This window comes from Prochlorococcus marinus CUG1415, from assembly GCF_017696015.1.
Taxonomy (GTDB): Bacteria; Cyanobacteriota; Cyanobacteriia; order PCC-6307; family Cyanobiaceae; genus Prochlorococcus_A; species Prochlorococcus_A marinus_AE.
This window is the reverse complement of record NZ_JAAORL010000001.1, coordinates 978,637-1,001,395: the sequence shown is the minus strand read 5'-3', so window position 1 is coordinate 1,001,395 and position 22,759 is coordinate 978,637. Positions and strand designations below refer to the sequence as shown.

Sequence of the window (22,759 nt, the reverse complement as noted above, 5' to 3'; positions counted from 1 at the left end):
TTTTGCATAAAATTGGACTTGTAGACTATGGAATGGGCAACATTCATTCCGTAACAAAATCTCTAGAAAGTCTTGGAGAAGAAATACTCTTAATTAAAAACTTTAGTGAATCAAAGGATTGTAAGGCGATAATACTTCCTGGTGTTGGAGCATTTGATCCTGCAATGGATAATCTTGTAAATATGGATTTGATATCTGATTTGAAAAATTGGATTAATAGTGGGAAGTCTTTTTTAGGTATTTGTTTAGGTCTTCAACTCCTTTTTGAATCTAGTGATGAAGGAAAAGTTCAAGGACTAGGCATTGTAAAGGGCAAAATACAAAAAATACCTAATATAGTTAACCAAAGAATTCCTCATATGGGTTGGTGCCAGCTTTTACCTAAAAAAACAAATACTTTATTAGATCTAGAAGAATTAAATGATTGGGTATATTTTGTACATTCCTATCATGCGATCCCAGAGGACCTCAATATTATTGCAGCTCAGGTTAATTATGGTTCTGAAAAATTAACAGCGATAATTGAAAGTGATAATTTATTAGCTTGTCAATTTCATCCAGAAAAATCTGGTAAAACGGGGGAAAAACTTTTGAGAAGATGGTTGAATAATATTCAATAACTAATATTACGGATGAAGGCAAACTTAAGATTAATAGGAGGTAAAAGACTACATAGTCCAAATAATAGTTATACAAGACCTACAACGTTGAGAGTTAGAGAGGCTATTTTTAATATATTGAACAATAGAGTTGAGAATAGTAATTGGTTAGATTTATTTAGTGGAACAGGAGCAATATCTTGTGAAGCATATAATCATGGTGCAAGAAAAATTATTGCAATTGAAAAAAACAAAAACAATTCAAAAATTTGTTTAAAAAATCTATTATCGTTGCAAGATATAGATAATAGAAAAAACGATATTGATGTTATTTGTAAAGACGTTTTGACCTGGACAAAACCAAATTACGAAAGAAACATATCATCTAAAATTATGAATAAATTAAAATTTGATTTTGTTTACCTAGACCCTCCATATGATGTGAATTTTCATGAATTAGTTTTATATCAAATATTTAATTGTAATTTTTTAAAAAAAGATTCAATAGTTATTTGTGAACATTCTCAAAAACTAAATATTAAAAAAAAGAGTTTATGGGAAACTATAGATGTTAGAGACTATGGACAGTCAAGATTAACATTTTTAATCAAGGTCCAAAATCCCTGAACCTCTTCTGTATTGATTCCATGCACTTACGAATAATCCAAGAAGAGTTATGGGCACTAACCCTAAAACAATTCCACATAGAAGAGGCTCGATCATTTTTTTGCCTTTTTTGAATTTCTTATACACAATTGTTACATAGAGATTATTTTTTGTGTCAACATCTTCATCATCTGCAGCAGAAAGAGACTTTAAAAAAGAATTCTTGAAAAAGTTTTTTATTGTTTTTATAGTTTTATTAATATGTTTTTCAATAGTTTTCTTAAATCATCGTGAAAATAATAAATATATTATTGAAACTCTTGAGCTTAATGGATCTGCTAAGGAAGGAGACTCTCTTTTTAAGATAAATTGCGTTGGATGTCATGGAATTACAGCAAGAGGATTAGTGGGTCCAGACTTACACTCAATTACTCAACGTTTAAATGATAAAGAGATAATAAAACAAGTTACTGGTGGCCTTACTCCTCCTATGCCAAGTTTTGAAATTGATCCTGTAAACATGTCCAATTTATTAAAATATCTACATAGCCTAGAGTGATTTTGGAGAAAAATTTTTCTAATTTAAAAGTTATATTAGTTGAACCAAAAGGACCTTTAAATGTCGGGAGTGTTGCAAGATTATGCTCCAACTTTGAAGTTGAAGAATTAAGAATTGTTTCGCCAAAATGCGATATATTTTCTTTAGAAGCAAAAAAAATGGCCCTAAAGGGTCAAAAATATATTGATCATTGCAAGATTTTTGATAATTTAGAACAAGCTATTTTTGATTGTGATTTAGTTCTCGCATCTTGTGGAAGAATTGATGAAAGTAAAGATTCCTATTTTGAATCTTCTGAAGATATTTTTAATTGGACTGTGTCTTTTAAAAAGATAAGTAATTTAGCAATTATATTTGGAAGAGAAGATAGAGGTTTAACGAATAGTGAAATACTTCTGGCAAATAAAACTTTTAAGATCCCAACTTCACAGAATAATCCCTCTTTAAATCTTTCTCACGCAGTTGCAATAGTTTTGTATGAATTAAATAAGTCTTCTAATAGAAATTTTAATAAGGATTTAGAATTGTTTAATCTTGCATCCTCAAAACAAATACGTGATTCATTTGTGGAGATAGAGGAAATGCTTCTGCGAGTTGGATATCTTCTGAAACATACCTCAAGGGCAAAAATAAGTAAATTTAAGAATTACATTTTAAGGGCAAATACATCAATGCACGAAATAAATGTTTTGAGAGGAATTGTCCATCAAATAAACTGGTTTTTGAATAATTCAAACAAAAATTAGGTACTTAAAAATTAAATTAGTTTTTATTTCTCTGTAGTTTAAATTTGATAGGGATATTTACTAAAAACATTTTCTGAAGTAGCATCTATTGATTATTTGAATATTAAGAAAACTAAAACTGTGACTACAACAAAGAAAAGAAGAGTTTTTCCCTTTACAGCTGTAATTGGTCAGGAAGAAATGAAATTAGCTCTCTTGTTAAATGTTATTGATCCAAGAATTGGAGGAGTGATGATAATGGGTGATAGAGGGACAGGGAAGTCTACTACAATTAGGGCCTTGGCTGATTTGTTGCCTGCAATAGACGTTGTTAAAGATGATCCATATAATAGTTCTCTAATTGACCCTGATTTGCAGAGTAAAGAAGTTTTGGAAAAACTTGTTCAAGGAGAAAATCTAGAAAGTATTCAAAAACAAGTACCTATGGTGGATTTACCTTTAGGGGCTACTGAAGACAGGCTTTGTGGAACTATAGATATAGAGAAGGCTTTGAGCGAAGGTGTTAAGGCATTTGAACCTGGATTATTGGCAAAAGCTAATAGGGGTTTACTATATGTTGATGAAGTCAATTTGCTAGATGATCATTTAGTAGATGTACTGTTAGATTCGGCTGCTTCCGGATGGAATACAGTTGAAAGGGAGGGAGTATCAGTTCGACACCCTGCTAGATTTGTCCTTATTGGTTCAGGGAATCCAGAAGAAGGTGAATTAAGACCTCAACTATTAGATAGGTTTGGAATGAGTGTTGAGGTTAAGACAGTTAGAGATGCTGAATTAAGAGTTCAGGTTGTAGATCAAAGAACTTCTTTTGACGATAATCCTGATGAGTTTTCATTGAGCGTTGAGAAACAACAGGATGAACTTCAACAAAAGGTTATTAAAGCACAAGAAATATTAAATTCTGTTCAAATGGACGATGACCTAAGATTGAATATTTCTGCAATCTGCGGAGAACTAGATGTTGATGGTTTACGTGGAGATATTGTTACAAATAGGTCGGCAAGGGCAATTGCAGCTTTTGAGGGCAGAACTGAAGTGCAAGAAGATGACATAGCAAGGGTTATTTCTTGTTCTTTAAGACACAGACTAAGAAAAGATCCCTTAGAACAAGTTGATTCAGGTGAAAGAGTTATTCAAGCTTTTTGTAAAGTATTTGATTTAGATGAAAAAGAAAATCTTTCAAAATTTCAATTGTCTGCAGAAGCTTAATTACAGTGAGAATAATTGGGATTGACCCTGGATTAGCTAGAGTTGGTTATGGAATTATTGAAATAGAAAATGAAAAAAAGATATTATTAGATTGTGGTGTCATTGAGACAGGTAAAGATAAAAAAGAAGAAGATAGACTTTATGAGATATTCAAAGATCTTAATGAATTAATAAATCATTGGAATCCAACATCAGCGGCGGTGGAAAAATTTTTCTTTTACAGATCAAGCACTACCATTAGTGTGGTGCAGGCTAGAGGCGTAATTATGATGGTATTGGCCTCAAAAAAAATTCATGTTAGTGAATATTCTCCTGCTCAGATAAAATTAACCATTGCTGGGTCTGGAAAAGCATCTAAGAAAGAAGTTCTTGATGCTGTTATGTATATCTTAGAACTTAAAAAACCTCCAAAACCTGATGATTCGGCAGATGCCTTGGCAATAGCTCTCACAAAACTAAATGAAGATGGCATCAACTGAAGATTCAATATGACTATTTCTAAAAAAAAGAAATTGGAGAGGCATACCTTTAGAAAACTTAGAGATGAGATTTCTCTAAATCAAAGAGAAAATGTAGAAAAGAATGTAAAATTATATGTTGATTCATTTATTAAGGAATATAAAAATATTGGTTACATAGCAATATATTGGCCTCTAAGAAATGAAGTAGATATTAGAAGTCTTAAGGAAAAATTTTCTTTAGCTTTGCCCAGATGTAAAGATAAAAATGAATTATTATTTTATCCATGGGATGAAGAACCTCTCACAAAAGATTCTGAGGGAATACTAAGTCCAAATAATTCTTTTTCATTAAGTTATAACCAGATAAGTATGATTCTTGTCCCATGTCTTTCTGTAGATAAAAATTTAACAAGATTAGGTTATGGAGGAGGTTATTTTGATAAATTAAGGAGAGATAATGATTGGAGAAATGTTCCATGCATTGGAGTGTTAACTTCCAATTGTGTAAGTACGATTCCATTAACCAGAGCTGATTGGGATATTCCTTTATCAGGGTTTATCACAGAAAAAGAAATATTTGTATAATAAGAGATCTACAAGTGATTTATTAATAGTTTTTTAAAAATGGAAAATCAGGAAAAATACAATAATTTATCAAGATTAGTAGAAAAGTTGAAGAAATCAGAAGATCCAAAAAGAAAATATGAATACATTTTGTGGTTAGGGAAAAAATTGAAAGAACCAGATAATGAAATCCTTGTTGAAGAAAATAAAGTTAAGGGATGCGTTTCAGAAGTTTTTGTTAAGGCAAATATTAAAGGTGGGAAATTATTTTGGGAAGGATATTCTGATGCCCTAATAACAAAGGGTTTATTAGCATTTTTAATTACTGGTTTAAATGAATTAACACCAAATGAGGTTGTTAAAATAGATAAGAAATTTATTGAAGATACTGGTTTGAGATCAAGCCTAACACCTTCTCGCTCAAATGGTTTTTTAAACATATTGTTGAAAATGCAGTCTCAAGCAAATGAATTTTTGTAGGCCTAATAATATAAAATTAAACTCAAAGTTAAAAGAAATAAAAAATGAGAAAATGCAAAATTGGGATTGTAGGTTTTGGAACTGTAGGTTCAGGGATTTATAAAATATTAAGTTCTGAAGTTGATTCACATCCAATTCTAAAAGAAATAGAAGTTGCAAAAATAGCAGTTAAAGATCTTAATAAAAAAAGGGATATTGAGCTAGATAATAATTTATTAACTGATGATCCATTTAAATTAATTAATGACCCCTCTATAGATGTAATTGTTGAAGTTATGGGTGGGGTTGATTTGGCGAAAGATATTATTCTGCAATCATTAAAATTAGGGAAATCTGTTGTTACAGCAAATAAAGCAGTCATTGCAAGATATGGAGAAGAAATATATAAAACTGCATCCCAAAAAGGAGTTTATATATTGTCAGAGGCCGCTGTTTGTGGGGGGATTCCTATAATTGAACCCTTAAAAAGATCATTAAAAAGTAACAGCATAAAAAAAATGGTTGGGATAATAAATGGTACAACAAATTTTATTCTTTCAAAGATGACAAATGAAAAAGCTGATTACAAGGAGACCTTAAAATTGGCACAAAGCCTTGGCTATGCAGAATTTGATCCAACTGCAGATGTTGAGGGCCATGATGCTGCTGATAAGATTTCAATTCTTAGTGAACTTGCATTTGGAGGGAAAATAAAAAGAGAGGAGATTCATTCTGAGGGAATTAGTAAAATTAATCTAAAGGATATCGAATATGCCAATAAATTAGGGTTTGAAATAAAACTTTTAGCGCTCTCCGAAAGGGGAAAAATTAATAGTAATGATTCTCTCGCTTTGAATATTTGGGTAGGACCTTCTTTGATTCCAAAATCTCATCCATTGGCAACAGTTAAAGGAGTAAACAATGCTTTATTGATAGAAGCTGATCCTCTTGGAGAGATAATGTTATATGGTCCAGGTGCAGGGAGTGGCCCAACTGCTGCCTCAGTAGTATCAGATATATTAAATCTGCATGCCGCCTCAGTTAAAAATAATAATTCAATCGATCCATTATTATCTTTTGATTTCTGGAGAAACTGTCATATCATAAGATCTTCACAAATAAATAAAAAAAATTACCTTAGAATTATTTGTCTTGATAGTCCAGGTGTCATAGGAAAGATTGGAGATATTTTTGGAAAGAATAATGTATCAATCGAATCAATTGTTCAACTTGATGCAAGTGAGGACAAAGCTGAAATTGTCGTTATTACTCATGAGGTGAATAATGGAGATTTTGAGAGGTCGAAAGATGAAATAAATTCGCTAAATGAAGTCAAAATTATTGCAAGTCAATTAAGTTGTATTTAAAAAAATAGTTTGCAAATTTCTTTATAGCTTGGTAAACCGAAGAAAGTAAGTGTTTGGTTTTAGCACCTTAATGATTCATTCAAAACTATTAGAAAATAATAATGAAAATAATAATGAAAATAATAATTTAATTTTTTCTGAAAACCTTTATAAAGGTGCTTGTGTAAAAATTAAAAATAGCAATAAGACTTTTCAAGTAATTGGTTTAAATATAGGTAAAGAAATTTGTTGGGTGAGAGAGTGGCCTTTTGCTTGTAACTCTAAAAAAACATTTGCTTTAGAAATAAGTCAAATATCCTTACAAATTATTTGCTCAAATAATTCTTCAGAAAAATTTAGTAATTATGAAATATGAATAAAAAAGTTGCTTTATCAATATTTATTATTTTAATTTCTTTTTTACAGAATTCTTGTGGCTCAAAAAGAATATCTAAAAAAATCATTGTAGCAAGTTCTGGAAAAATTGAATCTTTAGATCCAGCTAGAGCAAATACTCTTAAAGCAATTCAATTAATCAGTTCTCTAGGAGACACATTATATGAATTAAATTCTGATGGAGAATTAATCCCTGAATTGGCCTCGGGAATGCCAATTATTTCAAAGGATAGACTTCAAATAACTATCAATTTAAGAAAGAATGTTTTTTTTCACGATGGAACTGCATTTAACTCAAATGCTATGAAGTTTACCTTTGATAGATTTAAAAGAATTGGAACGATGAACTATATTTTAGGAAATAAGATTAAATCAATAGAAACGCCAAGTGAATATTCAGTCATAATAAATCTGAATAAACCATCAAGTTCTTTAAATGGTTTACTAACATCAGTAAATTTAACTCCAATATCTCCTACCTTTTACAAACAATATTCTGATAAGTTTCTAAATGAAAAATTCGTTGGTACTGGCAAGTATGTGCTGACCAGTTTTTCTAATGAAGTTCAATCAATTGATCCATATTTGAATTATTGGGGTGAAAAGCCCTTAAATAACGGCGTTAATTTTGTGGGATATTCAAATTCATCCTCTCTTTTTGGGGCTTTAAAAAGTAAACAAATTGACGTGCTTTTATCAAATTCAATTGATGATAGTCAGAGAAAAAGTTTAAATAATTTAAGCAAAAATAAACAGTTTAAAGAAGGTAATAGCCCTTTCACTGAATTAAGTTTTATAAGCCTTAAAACTAGTTCTTATCCCTTAAGTAATCTTAATTTAAGACTGGCTTTGGCAAAAAGTCTTAATAGAAAATTGATTAGTGAGAAAGTAAGTTATGGATTAAGAAAGCCAACTAGATCAATTATTCCTCCGATATTAAAAAAAGATAATCAAGAACTGTGGCCTAAATATGATTATTTAGAAGCGAGAAGTTTATTGCAAAAAGAAAATTATTGCAATGGAAATATTCTAAAAATACCCCTTACTTATAGATCGAATGTACCAGCTGACAAGCTTATTGCTCTGACATGGCAAGAAGAAATTAAAAGTTCTTTGAAAGATTGTATTGATATTGAACTCAATGGGGTTGAATCTACAACAGTTTATAAGAATCTAAGTTTAGGAATTTATACGGCAGTTCTTCTCGATTGGACTGGGGCTTATTCAGATCCAGAGGCCTATCTCAGCCCTCTTTTAAGTTGTAATGAAATAGTTGATGGCATATGTAAAAAAGGAGAATCAGTTTACAGCGGTAGTTTTTGGGGATCTAATAAAGTGGAAAGTTTATTTCTTGAGAGTGAAAAAATAAGTGGAATTAAAAGATTAGAAAAACTTGTTGAAATTGAAAAAATAGCAGCAAGTTCAATACCTTATATTCCTATTTGGATATCATCTCAAAAAGCATGGTCTCAATATAAAATATCAAAACCTATTTTTAATGGTGCAGGAATAATTTCATTGAGTGATCTTGAGTTAATTAATGAGTAGAAATTTAAATAAACTACTAAATTATTCCTTATTAAAAATTTCATTAATACCGATAATGTTATGGATAATTTCTTCATTAGTTTTTATTTTATTAAGAGTTGCTCCCGGTGATCCTGTCGATGCAATACTTGGATCTGGTGCAGATGAGGTTTCTAGGGAATTTCTAAGAAATAAATTGGGCCTAAATGATCCTTTAATAACTCAATATTTTTCATATATTAAAAATATATTGCACTTAGATTTTGGCCAATCTCTTAGTACCCAAGAGCCAGTCCTAAATATTATTATTAAGTCATTGCCTGCAAGTCTTGAGCTTGGATTCTTTTCAATATTAAGTGCCACACTAATAGGTTTCCTATTGGGATTTCTTAGCTTAAGAAATAGAGGGAAAAAGACTGATTATATTTCGAGAATATTAGGAATTGCAACATATGCGATCCCTCCTTTTTGGGGTGCAATGTTAGCGCAATTATTATTTTCTGTATTTTTTAATATTTCCCCAATTGGAGGGAGATTTCCAATATTTCAGCAACAACCTCAAATTACAGGTTTTCTTGTTTTAGATAGTATTCTTTCAAATAATATTATTGCCTTGAAAGATAGTCTTTATCATCTCGCACTTCCTTCGATTACCCTAGGCTTTTTATTAAGTGGTATATTCAGCCGCTCATTAAGAGTAAATTTGGATAAGACATTAAAAAGTGATTATGTAAATGCTGCTATATGTAGAGGAATATCAAGGAAAAAAATATTTTTAAACCATGCATTGCCTAATGCTCTATTGCCAATTGTCACTATTTCTGGCTTGACTATGGCCTCATTAGCAGGAGGTGCTCTATTATTCGAGGTAACTTTTTCATGGCCTGGTATAGCTTTAAGATTACATGAAGCTATTTCTCAAAGAGACTATACCTTGGTTCAAGGGATTGTAATTTTTACCTCTATGCTCATAGTCTCATTAAATCTCTTCGTAGATATTTTAATTGCATATTTAGATCCACGAATAGAGTACTAATTTTCGGAAATTTCTTTTATTGTTTCAAGATCTAAAAGATGGAAATCAAGTCCCAAATCTCTTTGGTTTTTAACTACTGTAGGGATCTTTTGGTCTTTAATATTTTTTAAAAATTCAACTATGAATTTCGTAGATAAATCTTGTATTAATATTGGATCTGTACCAATAAAAGATTCATTTATTTTAAATACATCATTATTTTCTTCATAGCTTTTATTAATTCTTATTGGAGAGAAATGACTTGCTCCTTCAATAATCAGAAATCTATTCGATGGATTATTTAAAGCAGAAAAAACTCTAAATTGTTCATTCATTAATGGTGTAATAAGGTCATACGTACCACCTATTAGAAGAGTTGGGGTTTTAATGCCTGTACTATTTTCTTTTGGCCATACTAAACTGCCAAATGAATTAAAACCTATAATCGCACTGGCCTTATTAGTGTTATTTTTCTTAGGGAATGGTATTTCGCTCAACTGACATTGAAGTAATTTAGATAAATTTGTTACCGCAAAGTCTTCTAATGCCGAATCACATTTGTCCTCTAGTTGATCAGTAGGTTTATTGCCTTCATATAAAAGTGCTATTAAAGCACCAAGTGAATGCCCCATTAAAATATAAGAATTATTAGGTAAACCAAATTCTCCATTTTCATTAGCTTTCAATACCGCATCTAAATCTTTAATTCTATATAAGAAAAAGTCTGCACTTCCTGGTATTGTTTCCTTACCTAAGAGTACTTCTTTGAATGATTCTAAATTACTCCCTCTATGATCTATGAATAATATTGGCCAACCTCTTCTAGCCAATTCGTTTCCTATCCATTTGAAATTATTAATTTCGCCTCCAAGTCCTGGCATAAAAATTATCAGTTCTTTATCATCATTTGTTTTATTTCTTTTCCATATTTCAATTTCAAAAGGTTTCACTCGGTGAGGAGCATAAATTTTTTTATCAATTTTTATTAGATCTAGAGTTGATTTTTTTTCTTTATTTTTAAAGGAATTTTGGCTCGTTTTTTCAAGTTTATTTAATTTGGATAAAAGTTCTTGTTGCATTAATAATTCATTTTTCCAAGATGAAATAATTAAAATTACATTATCAATATCTAGGGAAATTTCTTCTGATGGTAATGCCTTTATGATGTCTAAAATTGAAACTTCTTTTTTCTGATCTAATAAATTTTCTATAGTATTATATATTTCTGTTCCATTATTGTCATTTGGAACTTTAATGCTTTTGCTTAATTCTGTAAGAATTTTACGCCCTATCCAACTTCTTAATATTTCTCTATTTAATCCCTCTTCTTTAAAAACTGGAAATTTTAAAAATTTTGATAATTCAAAAACTCTTATAAATCCATTTTTTTTTAACCAATCTATTAATTCTGTTGAATCATCTTTGTATTTTTCTAATTTTGATAATTGTTCTATAGTAAGAGGGATTTCCATCTCTTCAAACTTAATATTTATTTTTTCAGCAGCCTTTAAACCATTATTAAAAAATAAACCACAAAAACTAAAAAAAATTATAAAAATGTATTTCACTAGTGATTAGTCCAAATAGTTTACAAATTAGCAAAAATTGGTGGATTCAATTTCCATATCATTTGAGGTTAATAACCAAGATAAGATTTTACGCTGCATTTGGAGCAGGAGGTGTTATTTATTTAACATCACTTATTTTTAATAACCTAGGATTATCGGCAACAGATATTGGCTTGGGGTTTACCATTTCAGCAATAATTGGAACCGTAACAAGACTCTTTACAGGTAATTATCTTAATAAAACAGGGAAAATACAATTTCCAATAGTTACTTCTTCAATACTAAGTATTGCCGCTAGCTTATGCCTCATTTTTTCAAGAGATACTTTTTTGTACATAATTGGACAATCACTTGTTGGGGCTGCTGCAGGAATATATTGGCCTGCTGCCGAGTTTGGGGTACCCTATTTTTGCCATCCTATCGAAACACGCAAAGCTTATGCTCTTGTAAGGAGTTCGGAGGCTTTAGGAATATTTCTAGGGGTATTCTTAGGGGGTTATATGACGAATTTTTTGTATTCTAAATCAATTTTTATTAATGATATATTTTGCATGTTAGTTATCACATATTTAATATCTAGAAATAGTTCTTCTATTAAAAGAAACTTAGAAAATTTCCAAAAAAAATTTGTAGATCCAATTAATCAGGGACAATTGAAATGGAATAAAAATTCAACAATAATAATTTTATCTATTTTATTGATAACTACCTCTTTAGCTCTGATTCAAGTAACTTTGCCTCTGGATCTTGTTAAAGGTGGAGTATATCGCAATGCATTAAGCAAAGAAATTATTAGTCTTATAATTTCTATTCAGTTAATTTTATTGTTGTTTTTGCAATGGCCTATTGGATCCTGGATATCAAAAAAAGGGAGATTATTTGGGTTGAAATTTAGTTTGATAAATTTTTCTTTCGCTTCATTTTTATTATTTATTTCTAGTTATTTGAATATCCCAGCTTTTTATTTAATTTCTTTTTCATTGATATTAGTAAGTTTAGGGACTGCTTCATTTCTTCCAACATCAACAGATATCGTTTTCAGAATAGCTCCTTCAAACAAAAAAGGTTTTGCACTCGCTCTATTATCACAATGTTTCGCTATGGGTTATTTTTTTGGTCCATTTATTTCGGGACGTATATTAGATCTTTTTGGTTATGCTTCAGTGATCTGGCTATCTATTTCCTTTGCTTGTTTTATAATTTTTGCAATCCTATTTAAGAGATTATTTTAATTAATCTTTAAAAATTTAAATTTTTTCTAATTCAATAATTCTTCTCTCTCTTAGAAATAAGAAAAAAGGTGCTGAGAATGCAAATGCAATAAGAAAAGTTCCAATGTAAACAACCCACATATTCTTCATCTTCAATTTTTTTGATTCATTTACTATCCATATAAAAATTGCACTGGCACCTACTAATAAGTCTCTAGAAATTGACTGAGCTGCAGGGTTGGCATTCGCTAAAGAAATGAAGTTGTTAATATCAAAGCTGTTTCCATATTCCCTAGCAAATTCGAAATTTGCCATCATTGGAAGGACAGCACCCAAAATTGATAGAAAAAGGTAAAGATAAGATAGTATCTGTTTATTATCTTTTAAAATGTTAAATGAATTCACTTGTCAAAAATATTTCTTTTAATAATAGTATTTAAAAGCTTATGGTTGTTGAAAAGAATAATAAAGTTGAAGACGATAAATTTAAAAAAGGAAATTTAAATTTTGCTGTAGTTGGTCACGTCGAGTGGATGAATTTCTTAAAGGTTGATCAATTGCCAAAACACGGAGTTATTTCTCATTCTAAAAAGTCCCTTGAGTCTCCAGCTGGAGGTGGCTCTATTATCGCAAAAATACTTTCTGATTTAACTTTAAACCAAATTCATTTTTTTACTGCATTAGGTAATGATGATTATGGAGATAAATGCCTCAAAATTCTTTCAAATATGGGAATAAAGTTACATGTGGCATGGCGTGACAAACCTACTAGAAGAGGCTTTAGTTTAATTGACTCTCAAGGTGAGAGAGCAATTACAGTTATTGGAGAAAGATTGGCCCCGAATCATAATGACAACTTAGAATGGAACATTTTGAAAAAAATGGACGGAATTTTTATTACTGCATCTGATTCTGAGATTTTTAAAATGGCTAGATCAGCTTCAATACTGTGTACTACACCAAGGGTGGGATTAAATACAATTAATAAATCGAATGTCCTTATGGATGGATTAATAGGCAGTAATCTTGATCCAGGGGAAGTTTTTTCTTTTTCTGATTTATCGTTAAAACCTAAATATACAATCAAAACTGAGGGGGAGAAGGGAGGCATAATATTTCCAGGAGGAAGATATAAGGCTCTTAAAAACAAAAAACTAAAAGTTGATTCTTATGGATGTGGGGACTCTTTTGCTGCTGGTATTCTTTATGGAATGGCATCTAAATGGAATATAGATAAAAGTTTAAATCTTGCTAAAGTACTAGGAAGAAACGCTAGTGAATTTTTTGGCCCATATGCAAATTATGATAAACAATAAGTGATTTAAAACTTTTATGAGTAACTTAGAAAATAAAAATAAAAATAACAACTTTCTTGTAGAAAAACTTATTGTTTTCTTTTTGTTTACTGTTTTTTTGGCTTTTAAATCTTTGAAAACTTTATCTAGAATTTTTACTTATGGAATTTTTAAAAAAGAGACATTAACTTCTAAAAGTAACTTAGGTGTAGATATAAAAATAAAAATTAAATAAGTAATGAATAAATTTTTAGTTTTTCTATTCTTTGGAATTATCTTATTGTTCTACAAAAAAATTAATTCTAGAAAAACTAATAATATTAAATTAAACAAATTTAAAAATAAATTGCAGAGTAAGCAATCAAATATTGAGAGGATTTTTTTAAGAGAGGAAGAAAAAACCTTTTCAAACCCTAATATAAATATCTATATTGGATTTTATGATAATGAAGATATTATAAATAGAAAATCTAATATACACCGAGCAAGACTTTCAAAATTTAAGAAATCTAAATTAAATGGTGAAATGATATTTCAAGACGATGAACAAAGGATTTATAAATTTAATAATGGTAAGAAAATTTACTTATAATTTTAATTTCTAACTACACTCAAGGCTTTCTCTTGTAGAAACACCTGTTGTTGGATTGATCCCATCAGCAATTTTACAAAGATTTCTTTGGTCTTCGGTGTCAAGAATGGCGTAAGAAAAATCTGCTCCTTCTATATTGGCGCCTGCAAAACTGCTGCCTGATGCGATCATATTTATTAAAACAGCATTTCTAAGATCTGTTTTTTGGAAATTAACTCGATCAGAAAGAGTATCGGTTAGGTCGATTCCATTTAAATTAGAACCTTTTAAATCAGATAGGGTTAATGTAGTTCCATGTAAATCAACATCACTAAAATCTGCGTCTCTCGCAACTGCTCCTGCTATAGAAGACAAATGAAGGTCCTCTCCATGGAAATCAAATCCTGTAATATTAGACCTTACATAACTTGGGACTTCATCTCCTTCTCCCTTAACAGCAACATTTGCCCCAGCAAAAACTGGAGAGGATAAAACTAAGAAAGAAAAAGTTATGCATAAAAAATATTTAAAAAACCTAAAAAACTTCATATTAAAAAATTTCAATAATTTTATTTTATAACAATTAGATATTTTTTTTAATTGATGTATAAATTTGGAACTCCTTTTTAAGATTATTTAACACTATAAATTTTAAATCTAGGCTCTAAATTAGTTATACAATCTAGAAGTTTTTTGTTATCTTTGCTATTCGTAACCTTGAATTCAGATTCAACTGTACCTCCTTTATCTCTTATAGCTTGATTTAAAACTATTGAACCGTTTTCGTCAGATACTGATCTATGAAAAGTTCCTCTAGGAATTCTTAGAATATATCCACAGGATTCTAATCTAACTTTATAAAAAGGATAATCCCACCCAAAATTAACAAGGAAAAAAGTTCTTCCCCCTGAGATAGCTAGTAGATTATCTTCTTGATTATTATGTATATAAAATTGCCAATTATTTAATTCGTCCTCATTTGGCGGACTAACTGCAGGACCACTGTGTATTACTAGATCTCTATAATTTGATTCATTAATACTAATATCAAAAAATCTGACATCTTTTGTGTCACGAAATTTTTCATAACTTATCAATTCAAACATTTTTGATTTGTTTGATTCAATAACTGGAATTTCCAAACTTGAGTTCAATTTTCTTTAAAGATTAAACAAATGAAAACAGATATATACATCTGGGAACGTATCAATTATCACTAAAAATAAACATATTTTTATTTGTTGTTTTTTTTATTACTTTAAAGGGTTAAATTTTTATTTTTTATTTAATTTCAATAGGTTTGATTTCCCAGGATAAAGAATTTTCTAGATCATTTTTTCCTGTAAAGATTCCTGTAATGATAGAAGTCAAATTAGATTTGGAAGAGGATACCAATGTTAAATATCTTTCATCTATTAATCCTTTTCCGCTTGGATCAAAACCTCTCCAACCAGCACCTGGTATATATAACTCAGCCCAAGCATGTAAATCTAACTCAGAAGGCAACGGATCTTCAAAATGATAACCACTCACAAACCTACTTGGGATCCCAACAGACCTACAAGCTTCAACCATCAGCATTGCTAAATCTCTGCATGAACCTATACGCTCTCTAAGTGTTCTGCTAGCTGGCCATGCAGGGCCTGTATGTCTTTTAGTATATTTGACTCTATCTTGAATGATCTCTATTAGTTGGTAGGTGAATGATAATGCGTTATTAATACTTCCTGCCAAAGCTTCTTGGGCAAGTTCAACCGCAGATGGATCGTGTTGTCCATTGGGCATCCACCCTTCTAGAGCCCCCTGTAAATCTCTGTTAATAATGCTTCTACAAAAAGGTAATGTTAAATCTCTATTTTTAACACCATCGATAATGTTTGGATGTTTAATCGTTTCAACTTCGCTAATTGATTCAATAATCAAATTATCTGTTAATCCATTGAATCTGATTCTATTAATCTCTTCGCCACTGGCAGCAAGTAATGGATAAATAATTTCTGGTTCAGGGGTTATTTTTAATTCAAAATTCTTTAACTTTTGAAATCCATTTGACCTTGGCTTTATACATAATCTATGCTCTCCTAATTGAACAGGGTCTTCATATTTATATTCAAGTTTGTGAATGTATTTAATTCTCATTAATAAACTTATTAATTAATAAAATATTTTTCTTGAATGAGATCATTTAATTTATTTAAATCAATTTGTAATGAATCGATTGCCTCATGTAAACCATCATTGATTATATCTTCAATTCTGATATAACTCCACTTTGCTTTAAGCAAACCTCTCATGCATTCTAATTCTGAAGGATTTTCAGGAGGTGGTGAGGTATCTATACTCTTAAGAGTATTACTTATCCTATCAAGACAGTATCTTACTGATCTAGGGAAAATTGGATCAAGTAGAAGAAATCTTGCAACTGAATTAGGCTTTATAGAATTTTGCTCTGCTTTCCTAAACATTTGATAAGCTCCAGCTGAGCGTAAAAGTGCAATCCATTGCAACTCATCAAGAACTCCTCCAAGTTCATCTAGGCTGGGTAGAAGTAAATAATATTTAACATCTAAAATTCTAGATGTTTTGTCAGCTCTCTCAATTAATCTTCCAAGAATGCTAAATCTCCAAGCAAGGTCTTTGCTTAGAGTCGCATCTGTAATTCCATAAAAAAGCTGACATTCCCTCCTTATTTCACTTAATTGTTCTTGTCTTGGTTTATTCCATATTGCCTCTCCATCTTGCATATTCCAATATAAAATATTTATTTGTTCCCACATTTCTGTGGTCATTACGTCTCTGATTTGTCTTGCATTTTCTCTTGCCATTTGAATGCAAGAAATTATGCTGTTTGGATTTAAACGATCTCTTATTAAAAAATTAATAACATCATCAGGTTTTTTCTCTGGAAATCTATTATCAAATAATTCTCTGTCACTTGAGGCATCAATTAATGGGAGCCAAGGTTCTGCGCTTCCAGGTGGGCAATCTAATGACATTGCTTCACTTACTTCTACAAAACGAGATATATTTTCTGCTCGTTCTAAATAACGATTTATCCAATAAAGAGACTCTGCTACTCGACTTAAAAGCATTTTATTTACCTACAACCCAAGTATCTTTGCATCCTCCACCTTGAGAAGAGTTTACGACTAATGATCCTTTTTTTAAGGCTACCCTCGTGAGCCCACCTGGGCTTACCCATGAATCTTTTCCTCTTAAAATGTATGGTCTTAAATCGACATGACATGGATATAGCTCCCCATCACATAACGATGGCACAGTAGATAATTCTAATGTTGGTTGTGCAATGAAATTTCTAGGTTTGTTTTTGATTTTATTAGCAAAGTCTTCTATTTCACTTGTCGTTGAGTGAGGTCCAATTAACATTCCATAACCCCCAGCTTCAGCTACAGACTTAACAACAAGTTTTGATAAATTTTCTAGAACATAATCTCGATCCTTTTTGTAATGACAAATATAAGTTTCTACATTTTTAATAATAATTTCTTCATCAAGATAATATTTAATCATTTTTGGAACAAATGAATAAATCATTTTGTCATCTGCTATTCCAGTGCCAGGTGCATTTGCTAAAGCTACATGACCTGCCTTGAAAACATCAAGTAATCCGCTAACACCAAGGCAGGATTCTTTCCTGAAATTAAGAGGATCTAAGAAATCATCATCAATTCGTCTGTAAATGACATCTACTCTTTTTAATCCAGAGGTGGTTTTTAAATATACATAATCATCATTACAAACCAAGTCATGACCTTGAACTAGTTGGATGCCCATTTCTTGAGCTAAATAACTATGTTCAAAATAAGCACTATTAAAAATTCCTGGAGTTAGTAGAACTATCTTGGGAGTATCTGTCCAAACTGCAAGTTCTTGAAGAGTTTTTAAAAGATATGATGGATATTCATCGATCGGTTTTACTATTCTGCCAGAGAAAAGATTAGGAAAAATATTTTTCATAACTAATCTATTTTCTAAGAAATAAGCAACCCCAGAAGGGCATCTTAAATTATCTTCTAAAACATGCCAAGCCCCATTTCTGTCCCTTATCAAATCAAGTCCTGAAATTTGACACCATTTATTTAATGGAGGTTTGAAACCTATCATTTGAGGTCTCCAACCTTCTGAACTCTCTATTAATTCTCTTGGAATTATTCCGTCATTAATTATATTTTGAGAATTATAAATATCATCAAGGAATAAATCAATTGCCTCAAGCCTTTGTTTTAGTCCTTTTTCTAATGTTACCCAATCATCTTTACTTATTATTCTTGGGAGTGGATCAAAAGGTAATATTCTCTCGGTCCCTTTTAAACCAGTATCATTTAACCTAAAAGTAGCACCATGTCTTAGTAATAATTTTTTTGCTGCAGAATGATTCCTTTTTAATTCTTCAAGCCCCATATTATCTAAAGAGGAAAGAAGTGGAATTAATATTTCTCTAGCAGAGTTAACATTATCCTTAAAGTATTCATCAAAACTATTTTTAGGAAGATAACCTGAAAACATATATTTCTTCGTTTAGTAATTTTTACTTGAGCTTTAGATCTTTATTCGTATTTATGGCTACCAAAAATAATATCTCTTGACTCTATCTATTTCATTATTTTGATCATTGAATTATATTTCTTAAAAATCTAAAAGGTATGAGTTCTAGTAATTGGCAATTTGTTTTGTTTAGATATTTCGCAAGCTTTCTTTTTATCCTCTCTCACAGTTTGCTGGTTCTTGATCATCTACCCGTAGGGGCGGCACTCCACGGGCTTGGGGAGGTTTTTATTGCGCCTTGGGCTTTTAGGGAAAGAGCTTGGGATCTTGTTGTTATTGCAGTTTTATTTTTCTTCTTCGATATCTGGGGACTTATAAACACTCCTTGGAATTAACTGGTATTATTTATTTATTAATTCTCTGGAAATGTTACTAAGGTTTAAATCTGATTTTTATAAAATTTTTAAAATAATTTTTCTTTTACTTCTAACAAATATTTCTAATTTATATGCACATAATATTTTTAATGGTGGTTGCAAAGAACATTGTGGACAAAAATTTAAAGCCATAAATAATGAAAAAAAATTAAATAATTTTAATGATCAAATGCATATTGAGAGTAAAAATTCATGTTTAAATAAATCTCTATGTAGAGGTTGACCTCTCGGGATTTTTTAAAATTGTTTTATTAAATTTTTTCTTTAATAATTATCATAAAAGTATTATTAGCTTGATAATTTTTATTAGGAGGATTTATTTGATTTTTAATTAAAATAATAAAAGTATATATTAAGGGGAGAAGTAATGATGATGCTGCAACTAAAGCAATTATCTGGTTCCACCTAATAAATGGTTTTTTTAAAAGATCCTCTCCACACAAACCACATATAAGATTACCTTTTGAGGATTGTTTTTGAAATTGATATTTAGGATTGCAATATGGGCAATAATATCGAACCATTTTTTATTTTTATTGTTTTAATCATTATCTATAAAAACAGAAGAAAGTCATCTTATAAAAAAAAGAGAGCTTAAATAAGCCCTCTTTTATCTCTTACTTATATTTTTTACTGAAGTTAATAACGCACCTAAATCATGGATCCTTGTTGTTAACTTCTATTAAGCTAATGCTCACCAAAATAAACTAATTGTCTTTAACTGGGGCAAAAACTCTAGAATTAAGCTTGTTTCTTGAAGGGCACCTAAACGATGCAGAAGAAGGAAGCTTAGACATTAATAAAAAATAATTGGAGCAGTTAATTAAATTAGTTCGGTTTATTCCGAAATTTCAGGCAGGCTATCGATCATTTTGAAAGACCTCCTATAACTCAACAATATAAAATTAGGAACATTTTTCTCTAATGGCAATCCGTTTTTATACGCATTGCTTTTTAATTAAAAATGTCCGAGAGTAATTATCAATCGCGTTAAATTTTTTTAAATATTTTTAGTAAGTTTTGCTTATTTCTTTTGATATTTAATTCGTCTATCTTAATTTTAAATAATTGAGGAAATCTTTTATGAATCATTCTAAAGAAGTTAATAAAACTGATAAATCCAATCCTATAGACGAATATTTTCAATGTCTTTCATATTGCGATATTCATCCAAAAGGGATAGATAATGACTGTGAGGTTATTTGTATGGAAAGACATTTAAAAGCTAACTATTGGTAATTTTATGAATTTCTAAATTTTTATTTAAATCCTTTTGAAAAAAGGTTAGTAAGAACTTTAAATTTCCATACATTTACAACACCTTTTGCGTTAACTGCTGCAAGTGCACAATCATCAGGTCTCCAGGATATTGCCCCTACTAAATCACCGGCGAATGCAGCCCCAACTGGGTCTCCATTACCGTCTTTTTTTAGAAAACTTGCGACAACAGAACCATCTCTAGATCCTGAGGCTACAAGCATGCCTTTATTTGAAAATGCAAGGCTCGAAATAGGCTCTGTATGGTGACATAGCTCTCCTGGCATTGTCCCCTCTGGACCATTGCCTATAAAGCTCCATACTGTTATTCTTTCACTTCCACTAGTTGCTAATAATTTTCCGCTGTCATCAAAAGAAAGGTGACTTGGTTTTCCAGGGTATCCTGTCATTTCAGCATCCATGCCTGTTGATCTTCTCCAAAAATGAACTGAATTGTCTTGACTCCCGCAGGCGACTATATCTCCATCAGGACTTAATTCCATTGATACCAATGATCCTTGCCACTCGAGTTTTTGATTAGTTTTATTATTAACTATGTCAAAGAATGTCACTCTTCCGTAGCAAGCAGTTGCTAGCTCATTTTTATTTGACCATGTTATTGCACTTACTGTGCTTGGATGGTCATTTGAAATCCATTTCTCTTCACCAATTTCATTAAAAACATATACTTTTTTTGAGGAAGCTATTGCTAGAAATAAACCGTCATTAGACCACTTGAGGTGTTCTACCCAACCTTTACCAAGATCAAGTGTTTTAATTACTTTACCTTCTTGGCAATTCCAAATGTGAACATTTCCATCCTGACCTGATGTTGCAAAAATTTCACCCTCTGGATGAATGGCCATTGCTAATAGACCACCAGAGTGTGTATTTTCTATTTTCCAAATAATTTTCCCATTATCTCCTTCGAAGGCAAAAAGACCTCCTGCCACGTCACCAACAATAAATTGTTTTCCTTTAAGAGCCCAGCCACATGCTATGGCGTAATCGTTAACTTCCGCTGTCCATCCTTCGTGGAACATGCCTCTTGGGCCAAAGGGTTCTATATTAGGCATTTATCAAAGCCTTCTTGCATCTCTTTCTCATTAAGATTTCTACCGATAAAAACAAGTTGATTTCTACGCGGTTCGTTACCCCATTCTTTATCAGGTTGTGCAGTAAATAACATGTGTACTCCTTGGAAAACTATTCTCCTTGGATTACCTGAGTAACTAATGAAACCTTTAGTTCTGAAGATATCCACTCCTTTTTTTGAGAGAAGCCTTCCCATCCAAGTATTTAGTTTTTCTGGGTCAACATCGCCAAAACGCTCTATGGCAATTGAGCCTACTTCATCATCATGTTCGTGCTCTGCTTGCCAAAACCTTTCAGTTTTAAATGGGATCTCTTTTGAATTATTTTCTTCACTTTTAATGACTTTCATATTGAATTCCTCAGCAGTGTGCTGAGTAAACAAACCTATCTTTGTTGGTTTTTCTATGTTAAGGATGAAGGCTTTATTCCCTTTATCCTCCAATTTGAGATTTATATGTTCTCCAAATGGGATAGTATTTTCAGGATCTAAACTATTAGCTTTTTCTGCATAAAGTCTTACGGAAGATTCAGCACCATCTTTAAGTTCTTCTTCACTCTCACCTTGGTTAGCGAGAGCTACTAATGACATTTCTGGATCCGGCCCTTCTTCTAGCATTAATTCATACTTACCTGCAGCAAGATCGTAAACACCTGTCCATTCAAAAGGATATTCTGGTTCAAGAAATGTTGGTCTGCGTTTAAGGATCTGATCGAGATCAAACGCACTTAGATTTAAGACTGTTTCAATTGGTACATTTGCATTCTCGGCTCGAATAATTCGAGTCATTCGGTTCATATCTCTCAATCTTGATTCAAGGGTATCTAGTGCATCATCAGAGACTAAATCAGTTTTATTAAGGACAAGAACATCAGCAAATGCCACTTGTTCTGAACTTTCATCACTCCTTCCTAGTTGCTGATCAATATGTGCAGCATCAACCAAAGTCACAATTCCATCGAGAGTAAATTCGGAACTAATCTCTTCATCCATGAAAAAAGTCTGAGCAACTGGGCCTGGATCTGCTAATCCTGTCGTTTCTACTAAAACATAATCAAACTTATCTCTTCTCTTCATAAGGTTGCCAAGGACTCTTATTAAATCACCGCGAACAGTACAACAAATGCACCCATTTGACATCTCAAAAACTTCCTCATCGGCATTAATTACGAGTCCTTGATCTATACCAACTTCACCGTATTCATTTTCGATAACTGCTATTCGTTTACCATGCTCTTCACTTAGTATTCTATTAAGCAAAGTAGTCTTCCCTGATCCTAAGAATCCAGTAAGTATGGTTACAGGTACTTTCTCCTTAATACTCATTTCTCTCT

General features: G+C 31.1%; 30 protein-coding genes. 19 read left to right on the top strand and 11 right to left on the bottom strand.

Features of this window, described 5'->3' with window-relative positions; translation table 11 throughout:
* Positions 1-2: 2 nt before the first annotated feature.
* A complete protein-coding gene (gene hisH, locus HA143_RS05795; protein WP_209084158.1) occupies positions 3-620 on the top strand; it encodes an imidazole glycerol phosphate synthase subunit HisH in 618 nt (205 codons plus the stop codon).
* Positions 621-632: 12 nt separating this feature from the next.
* Positions 633-1,226, top strand: coding sequence for a 16S rRNA (guanine(966)-N(2))-methyltransferase RsmD (rsmD, locus tag HA143_RS05790; protein WP_209084156.1), 594 nt, complete (start codon positions 633-635; stop codon positions 1,224-1,226).
* Here the strand turns inward: rsmD and petG are convergent.
* Positions 1,203-1,322, bottom strand: coding sequence for a cytochrome b6-f complex subunit V (gene petG / locus HA143_RS05785; RefSeq protein WP_209084147.1), 120 nt, complete (start codon positions 1,320-1,322; stop codon positions 1,203-1,205). The two genes, rsmD and petG, sit on opposite strands and share 24 nt — an antisense overlap.
* Positions 1,323-1,377: 55 nt before the next feature.
* Here petG and HA143_RS05780 point away from each other — a divergent pair, with 55 nt between their 5' ends.
* The 10 genes from HA143_RS05780 (at position 1,378) to HA143_RS05735 (ending at position 9,508) form a co-directional block, all read left to right on the top strand.
* Positions 1,378-1,764: a cytochrome c gene (locus HA143_RS05780; protein WP_348534776.1), complete on the top strand. Its 387-nt coding sequence runs from the start codon at positions 1,378-1,380 to the stop codon at positions 1,762-1,764.
* Positions 1,761-2,510 (top strand): RNA methyltransferase, encoded by a 750-nt coding sequence (locus tag HA143_RS05775; RefSeq protein WP_209084139.1) that lies wholly within the window; start codon positions 1,761-1,763, stop codon positions 2,508-2,510. The genes HA143_RS05780 and HA143_RS05775 overlap by 4 nt, the downstream gene beginning before the upstream one ends.
* 120 nt (positions 2,511-2,630) lie before the next feature.
* Positions 2,631-3,719, top strand: a complete 1,089-nt coding sequence (gene bchI / locus HA143_RS05770; RefSeq protein ID WP_209084137.1) for a magnesium chelatase ATPase subunit I — start codon at positions 2,631-2,633, stop codon at positions 3,717-3,719.
* Positions 3,720-3,724: 5 nt separating this feature from the next.
* Positions 3,725-4,198, top strand: a complete 474-nt coding sequence (gene ruvC, locus HA143_RS05765) for a crossover junction endodeoxyribonuclease RuvC (RefSeq protein ID WP_209084135.1) — start codon at positions 3,725-3,727, stop codon at positions 4,196-4,198.
* Positions 4,199-4,207: 9 nt separating this feature from the next.
* Positions 4,208-4,765: a 5-formyltetrahydrofolate cyclo-ligase gene (locus tag HA143_RS05760; protein WP_209084133.1), complete on the top strand. Its 558-nt coding sequence runs from the start codon at positions 4,208-4,210 to the stop codon at positions 4,763-4,765.
* A gap of 39 nt (positions 4,766-4,804) precedes the next feature.
* Complete coding sequence (locus tag HA143_RS05755; RefSeq protein ID WP_209084131.1) at positions 4,805-5,224, top strand: SufE family protein; 420 nt, start codon at positions 4,805-4,807, stop codon at positions 5,222-5,224.
* Between the two features lie 44 nt (positions 5,225-5,268).
* Positions 5,269-6,570 (top strand): homoserine dehydrogenase, encoded by a 1,302-nt coding sequence (locus HA143_RS05750; protein ID WP_209084129.1) that lies wholly within the window; start codon positions 5,269-5,271, stop codon positions 6,568-6,570.
* Between the two features lie 70 nt (positions 6,571-6,640).
* Positions 6,641-6,925, top strand: coding sequence for a hypothetical protein (locus tag HA143_RS05745; protein ID WP_209084124.1), 285 nt, complete (start codon positions 6,641-6,643; stop codon positions 6,923-6,925).
* Complete coding sequence (locus tag HA143_RS05740) at positions 6,922-8,493, top strand: ABC transporter substrate-binding protein (protein WP_209084122.1); 1,572 nt, start codon at positions 6,922-6,924, stop codon at positions 8,491-8,493. Before HA143_RS05745 ends, HA143_RS05740 begins: the two co-directional genes overlap by 4 nt.
* A complete protein-coding gene (locus HA143_RS05735) occupies positions 8,486-9,508 on the top strand; it encodes an ABC transporter permease (RefSeq protein WP_209084120.1) in 1,023 nt (340 codons plus the stop codon). Before HA143_RS05740 ends, HA143_RS05735 begins: the two co-directional genes overlap by 8 nt.
* Here HA143_RS05735 and HA143_RS05730 read toward each other — a convergent pair.
* Positions 9,505-11,055, bottom strand: coding sequence for an alpha/beta hydrolase (locus tag HA143_RS05730; RefSeq protein ID WP_209084118.1), 1,551 nt, complete (start codon positions 11,053-11,055; stop codon positions 9,505-9,507). The genes HA143_RS05735 and HA143_RS05730 overlap by 4 nt on opposite strands.
* A gap of 2 nt (positions 11,056-11,057) precedes the next feature.
* On the opposite strand from HA143_RS05730, the gene HA143_RS05725 reads away from it, so the two are divergent.
* Entirely contained in the window at positions 11,058-12,287 is a 1,230-nt protein-coding gene (locus HA143_RS05725) for an MFS transporter (RefSeq protein WP_209084111.1), read from the top strand.
* Between the two features lie 15 nt (positions 12,288-12,302).
* On the opposite strand, the gene HA143_RS05720 is transcribed toward HA143_RS05725, so the two are convergent.
* The gene (locus HA143_RS05720; RefSeq protein ID WP_209084103.1) at positions 12,303-12,671 is read right to left on the bottom strand and encodes a DUF2834 domain-containing protein; all 369 of its coding nucleotides are present in this window, start codon (positions 12,669-12,671) and stop codon (positions 12,303-12,305) included.
* 41 nt (positions 12,672-12,712) lie between these two features.
* On the opposite strand from HA143_RS05720, the gene HA143_RS05715 reads away from it, so the two are divergent.
* Genes HA143_RS05715 through HA143_RS05705 form a run of 3 tightly spaced genes read left to right on the top strand, consistent with a single transcriptional unit; the run spans position 12,713 to position 14,153 of the window.
* A complete protein-coding gene (locus tag HA143_RS05715) occupies positions 12,713-13,582 on the top strand; it encodes a carbohydrate kinase family protein (protein WP_209084095.1) in 870 nt (289 codons plus the stop codon).
* A gap of 16 nt (positions 13,583-13,598) precedes the next feature.
* Positions 13,599-13,796, top strand: coding sequence for a hypothetical protein (locus tag HA143_RS05710; protein ID WP_209084086.1), 198 nt, complete (start codon positions 13,599-13,601; stop codon positions 13,794-13,796).
* Positions 13,797-13,799: 3 nt separating this feature from the next.
* Positions 13,800-14,153 (top strand): hypothetical protein, encoded by a 354-nt coding sequence (locus HA143_RS05705; RefSeq protein WP_209084083.1) that lies wholly within the window; start codon positions 13,800-13,802, stop codon positions 14,151-14,153.
* 9 nt (positions 14,154-14,162) lie between these two features.
* Here HA143_RS05705 and HA143_RS05700 read toward each other — a convergent pair whose 3' ends face one another.
* The 5 genes from HA143_RS05700 to HA143_RS05680 form a co-directional block, all read right to left on the bottom strand.
* Positions 14,163-14,681, bottom strand: a complete 519-nt coding sequence (locus HA143_RS05700) for a pentapeptide repeat-containing protein (protein ID WP_209084081.1) — start codon at positions 14,679-14,681, stop codon at positions 14,163-14,165.
* A gap of 83 nt (positions 14,682-14,764) precedes the next feature.
* The gene (locus tag HA143_RS05695) at positions 14,765-15,238 is read right to left on the bottom strand and encodes an HNH endonuclease (protein WP_209084501.1); all 474 of its coding nucleotides are present in this window, start codon (positions 15,236-15,238) and stop codon (positions 14,765-14,767) included.
* Positions 15,239-15,413: 175 nt separating this feature from the next.
* The gene (locus tag HA143_RS05690) at positions 15,414-16,271 is read right to left on the bottom strand and encodes a transglutaminase family protein (RefSeq protein ID WP_209084079.1); all 858 of its coding nucleotides are present in this window, start codon (positions 16,269-16,271) and stop codon (positions 15,414-15,416) included.
* 11 nt (positions 16,272-16,282) lie between these two features.
* On the bottom strand, positions 16,283-17,224 hold the full coding sequence (locus HA143_RS05685) for an alpha-E domain-containing protein (protein ID WP_209084071.1): 942 nt from the start codon (positions 17,222-17,224) through the stop codon (positions 16,283-16,285).
* Between the two features lies 1 nt (position 17,225).
* Entirely contained in the window at positions 17,226-18,659 is a 1,434-nt protein-coding gene (locus HA143_RS05680; protein WP_209084062.1) for a circularly permuted type 2 ATP-grasp protein, read from the bottom strand.
* Between the two features lie 137 nt (positions 18,660-18,796).
* On the opposite strand from HA143_RS05680, the gene HA143_RS05675 reads away from it, so the two are divergent.
* Both HA143_RS05675 and HA143_RS05670 read left to right on the top strand, forming a co-directional pair.
* Positions 18,797-19,033 carry a hypothetical protein gene (locus tag HA143_RS05675; RefSeq protein WP_209084060.1) on the top strand — a complete coding sequence of 79 codons (237 nt, stop codon included), beginning with the start codon at positions 18,797-18,799 and terminating at the stop codon, positions 19,031-19,033.
* A gap of 31 nt (positions 19,034-19,064) precedes the next feature.
* Positions 19,065-19,298, top strand: a complete 234-nt coding sequence (locus HA143_RS05670) for a hypothetical protein (RefSeq protein WP_209084058.1) — start codon at positions 19,065-19,067, stop codon at positions 19,296-19,298.
* Between the two features lie 28 nt (positions 19,299-19,326).
* Here HA143_RS05670 and HA143_RS05665 read toward each other — a convergent pair whose 3' ends face one another.
* Positions 19,327-19,599: a DNA gyrase gene (locus HA143_RS05665; protein WP_209084056.1), complete on the bottom strand. Its 273-nt coding sequence runs from the start codon at positions 19,597-19,599 to the stop codon at positions 19,327-19,329.
* A 559-nt stretch (positions 19,600-20,158) separates the two neighbouring features.
* Here HA143_RS05665 and HA143_RS05660 point away from each other — a divergent pair.
* Positions 20,159-20,314: a hypothetical protein gene (locus HA143_RS05660; protein ID WP_209084054.1), complete on the top strand. Its 156-nt coding sequence runs from the start codon at positions 20,159-20,161 to the stop codon at positions 20,312-20,314.
* Positions 20,315-20,334: 20 nt separating this feature from the next.
* On the opposite strand, the gene HA143_RS05655 is transcribed toward HA143_RS05660, so the two are convergent.
* Positions 20,335-21,408, bottom strand: a complete 1,074-nt coding sequence (locus tag HA143_RS05655) for a WD40 repeat domain-containing protein (protein WP_209084051.1) — start codon at positions 21,406-21,408, stop codon at positions 20,335-20,337.
* Positions 21,396-22,751 (bottom strand): CobW family GTP-binding protein, encoded by a 1,356-nt coding sequence (locus tag HA143_RS05650; protein ID WP_209084049.1) that lies wholly within the window; start codon positions 22,749-22,751, stop codon positions 21,396-21,398. Before HA143_RS05650 ends, HA143_RS05655 begins: the two co-directional genes overlap by 13 nt.
* Between the last annotated feature and the right edge of the window lie 8 nt (positions 22,752-22,759).

Bases quoted from the DNA above. Each gene is read 5' to 3' on its own strand.
- rsmD (WP_209084156.1), top strand. From the start codon at position 633: ATGAAGGCAAACTTAAGATTAATAGGAGGTAAAAGACTACATAGTCCA.
- petG (WP_209084147.1), bottom strand. From the start codon at position 1,322: ATGATCGAGCCTCTTCTATGTGGAATTGTTTTAGGGTTAGTGCCCATA.
- HA143_RS05760 (WP_209084133.1), top strand. From the start codon at position 4,208: ATGACTATTTCTAAAAAAAAGAAATTGGAGAGGCATACCTTTAGAAAA.
- HA143_RS05755 (WP_209084131.1), top strand. From the start codon at position 4,805: ATGGAAAATCAGGAAAAATACAATAATTTATCAAGATTAGTAGAAAAG.
- HA143_RS05750 (WP_209084129.1), top strand. From the start codon at position 5,269: ATGAGAAAATGCAAAATTGGGATTGTAGGTTTTGGAACTGTAGGTTCA.
- HA143_RS05745 (WP_209084124.1), top strand. From the start codon at position 6,641: ATGATTCATTCAAAACTATTAGAAAATAATAATGAAAATAATAATGAA.
- HA143_RS05740 (WP_209084122.1), top strand. From the start codon at position 6,922: ATGAATAAAAAAGTTGCTTTATCAATATTTATTATTTTAATTTCTTTT.
- HA143_RS05735 (WP_209084120.1), top strand. From the start codon at position 8,486: ATGAGTAGAAATTTAAATAAACTACTAAATTATTCCTTATTAAAAATT.
- HA143_RS05715 (WP_209084095.1), top strand. From the start codon at position 12,713: ATGGTTGTTGAAAAGAATAATAAAGTTGAAGACGATAAATTTAAAAAA.
- HA143_RS05710 (WP_209084086.1), top strand. From the start codon at position 13,599: ATGAGTAACTTAGAAAATAAAAATAAAAATAACAACTTTCTTGTAGAA.
- HA143_RS05705 (WP_209084083.1), top strand. From the start codon at position 13,800: ATGAATAAATTTTTAGTTTTTCTATTCTTTGGAATTATCTTATTGTTC.
- HA143_RS05700 (WP_209084081.1), bottom strand. From the start codon at position 14,681: ATGAAGTTTTTTAGGTTTTTTAAATATTTTTTATGCATAACTTTTTCT.
- HA143_RS05695 (WP_209084501.1), bottom strand. From the start codon at position 15,238: ATGTTTGAATTGATAAGTTATGAAAAATTTCGTGACACAAAAGATGTC.
- HA143_RS05690 (WP_209084079.1), bottom strand. From the start codon at position 16,271: ATGAGAATTAAATACATTCACAAACTTGAATATAAATATGAAGACCCT.
- HA143_RS05685 (WP_209084071.1), bottom strand. From the start codon at position 17,224: ATGCTTTTAAGTCGAGTAGCAGAGTCTCTTTATTGGATAAATCGTTAT.
- HA143_RS05680 (WP_209084062.1), bottom strand. From the start codon at position 18,659: ATGTTTTCAGGTTATCTTCCTAAAAATAGTTTTGATGAATACTTTAAG.
- HA143_RS05675 (WP_209084060.1), top strand. From the start codon at position 18,797: ATGAGTTCTAGTAATTGGCAATTTGTTTTGTTTAGATATTTCGCAAGC.
- HA143_RS05670 (WP_209084058.1), top strand. From the start codon at position 19,065: ATGTTACTAAGGTTTAAATCTGATTTTTATAAAATTTTTAAAATAATT.
- HA143_RS05665 (WP_209084056.1), bottom strand. From the start codon at position 19,599: ATGGTTCGATATTATTGCCCATATTGCAATCCTAAATATCAATTTCAA.
- HA143_RS05660 (WP_209084054.1), top strand. From the start codon at position 20,159: ATGAATCATTCTAAAGAAGTTAATAAAACTGATAAATCCAATCCTATA.
- HA143_RS05655 (WP_209084051.1), bottom strand. From the start codon at position 21,408: ATGCCTAATATAGAACCCTTTGGCCCAAGAGGCATGTTCCACGAAGGA.
- HA143_RS05650 (WP_209084049.1), bottom strand. From the start codon at position 22,751: ATGAGTATTAAGGAGAAAGTACCTGTAACCATACTTACTGGATTCTTA.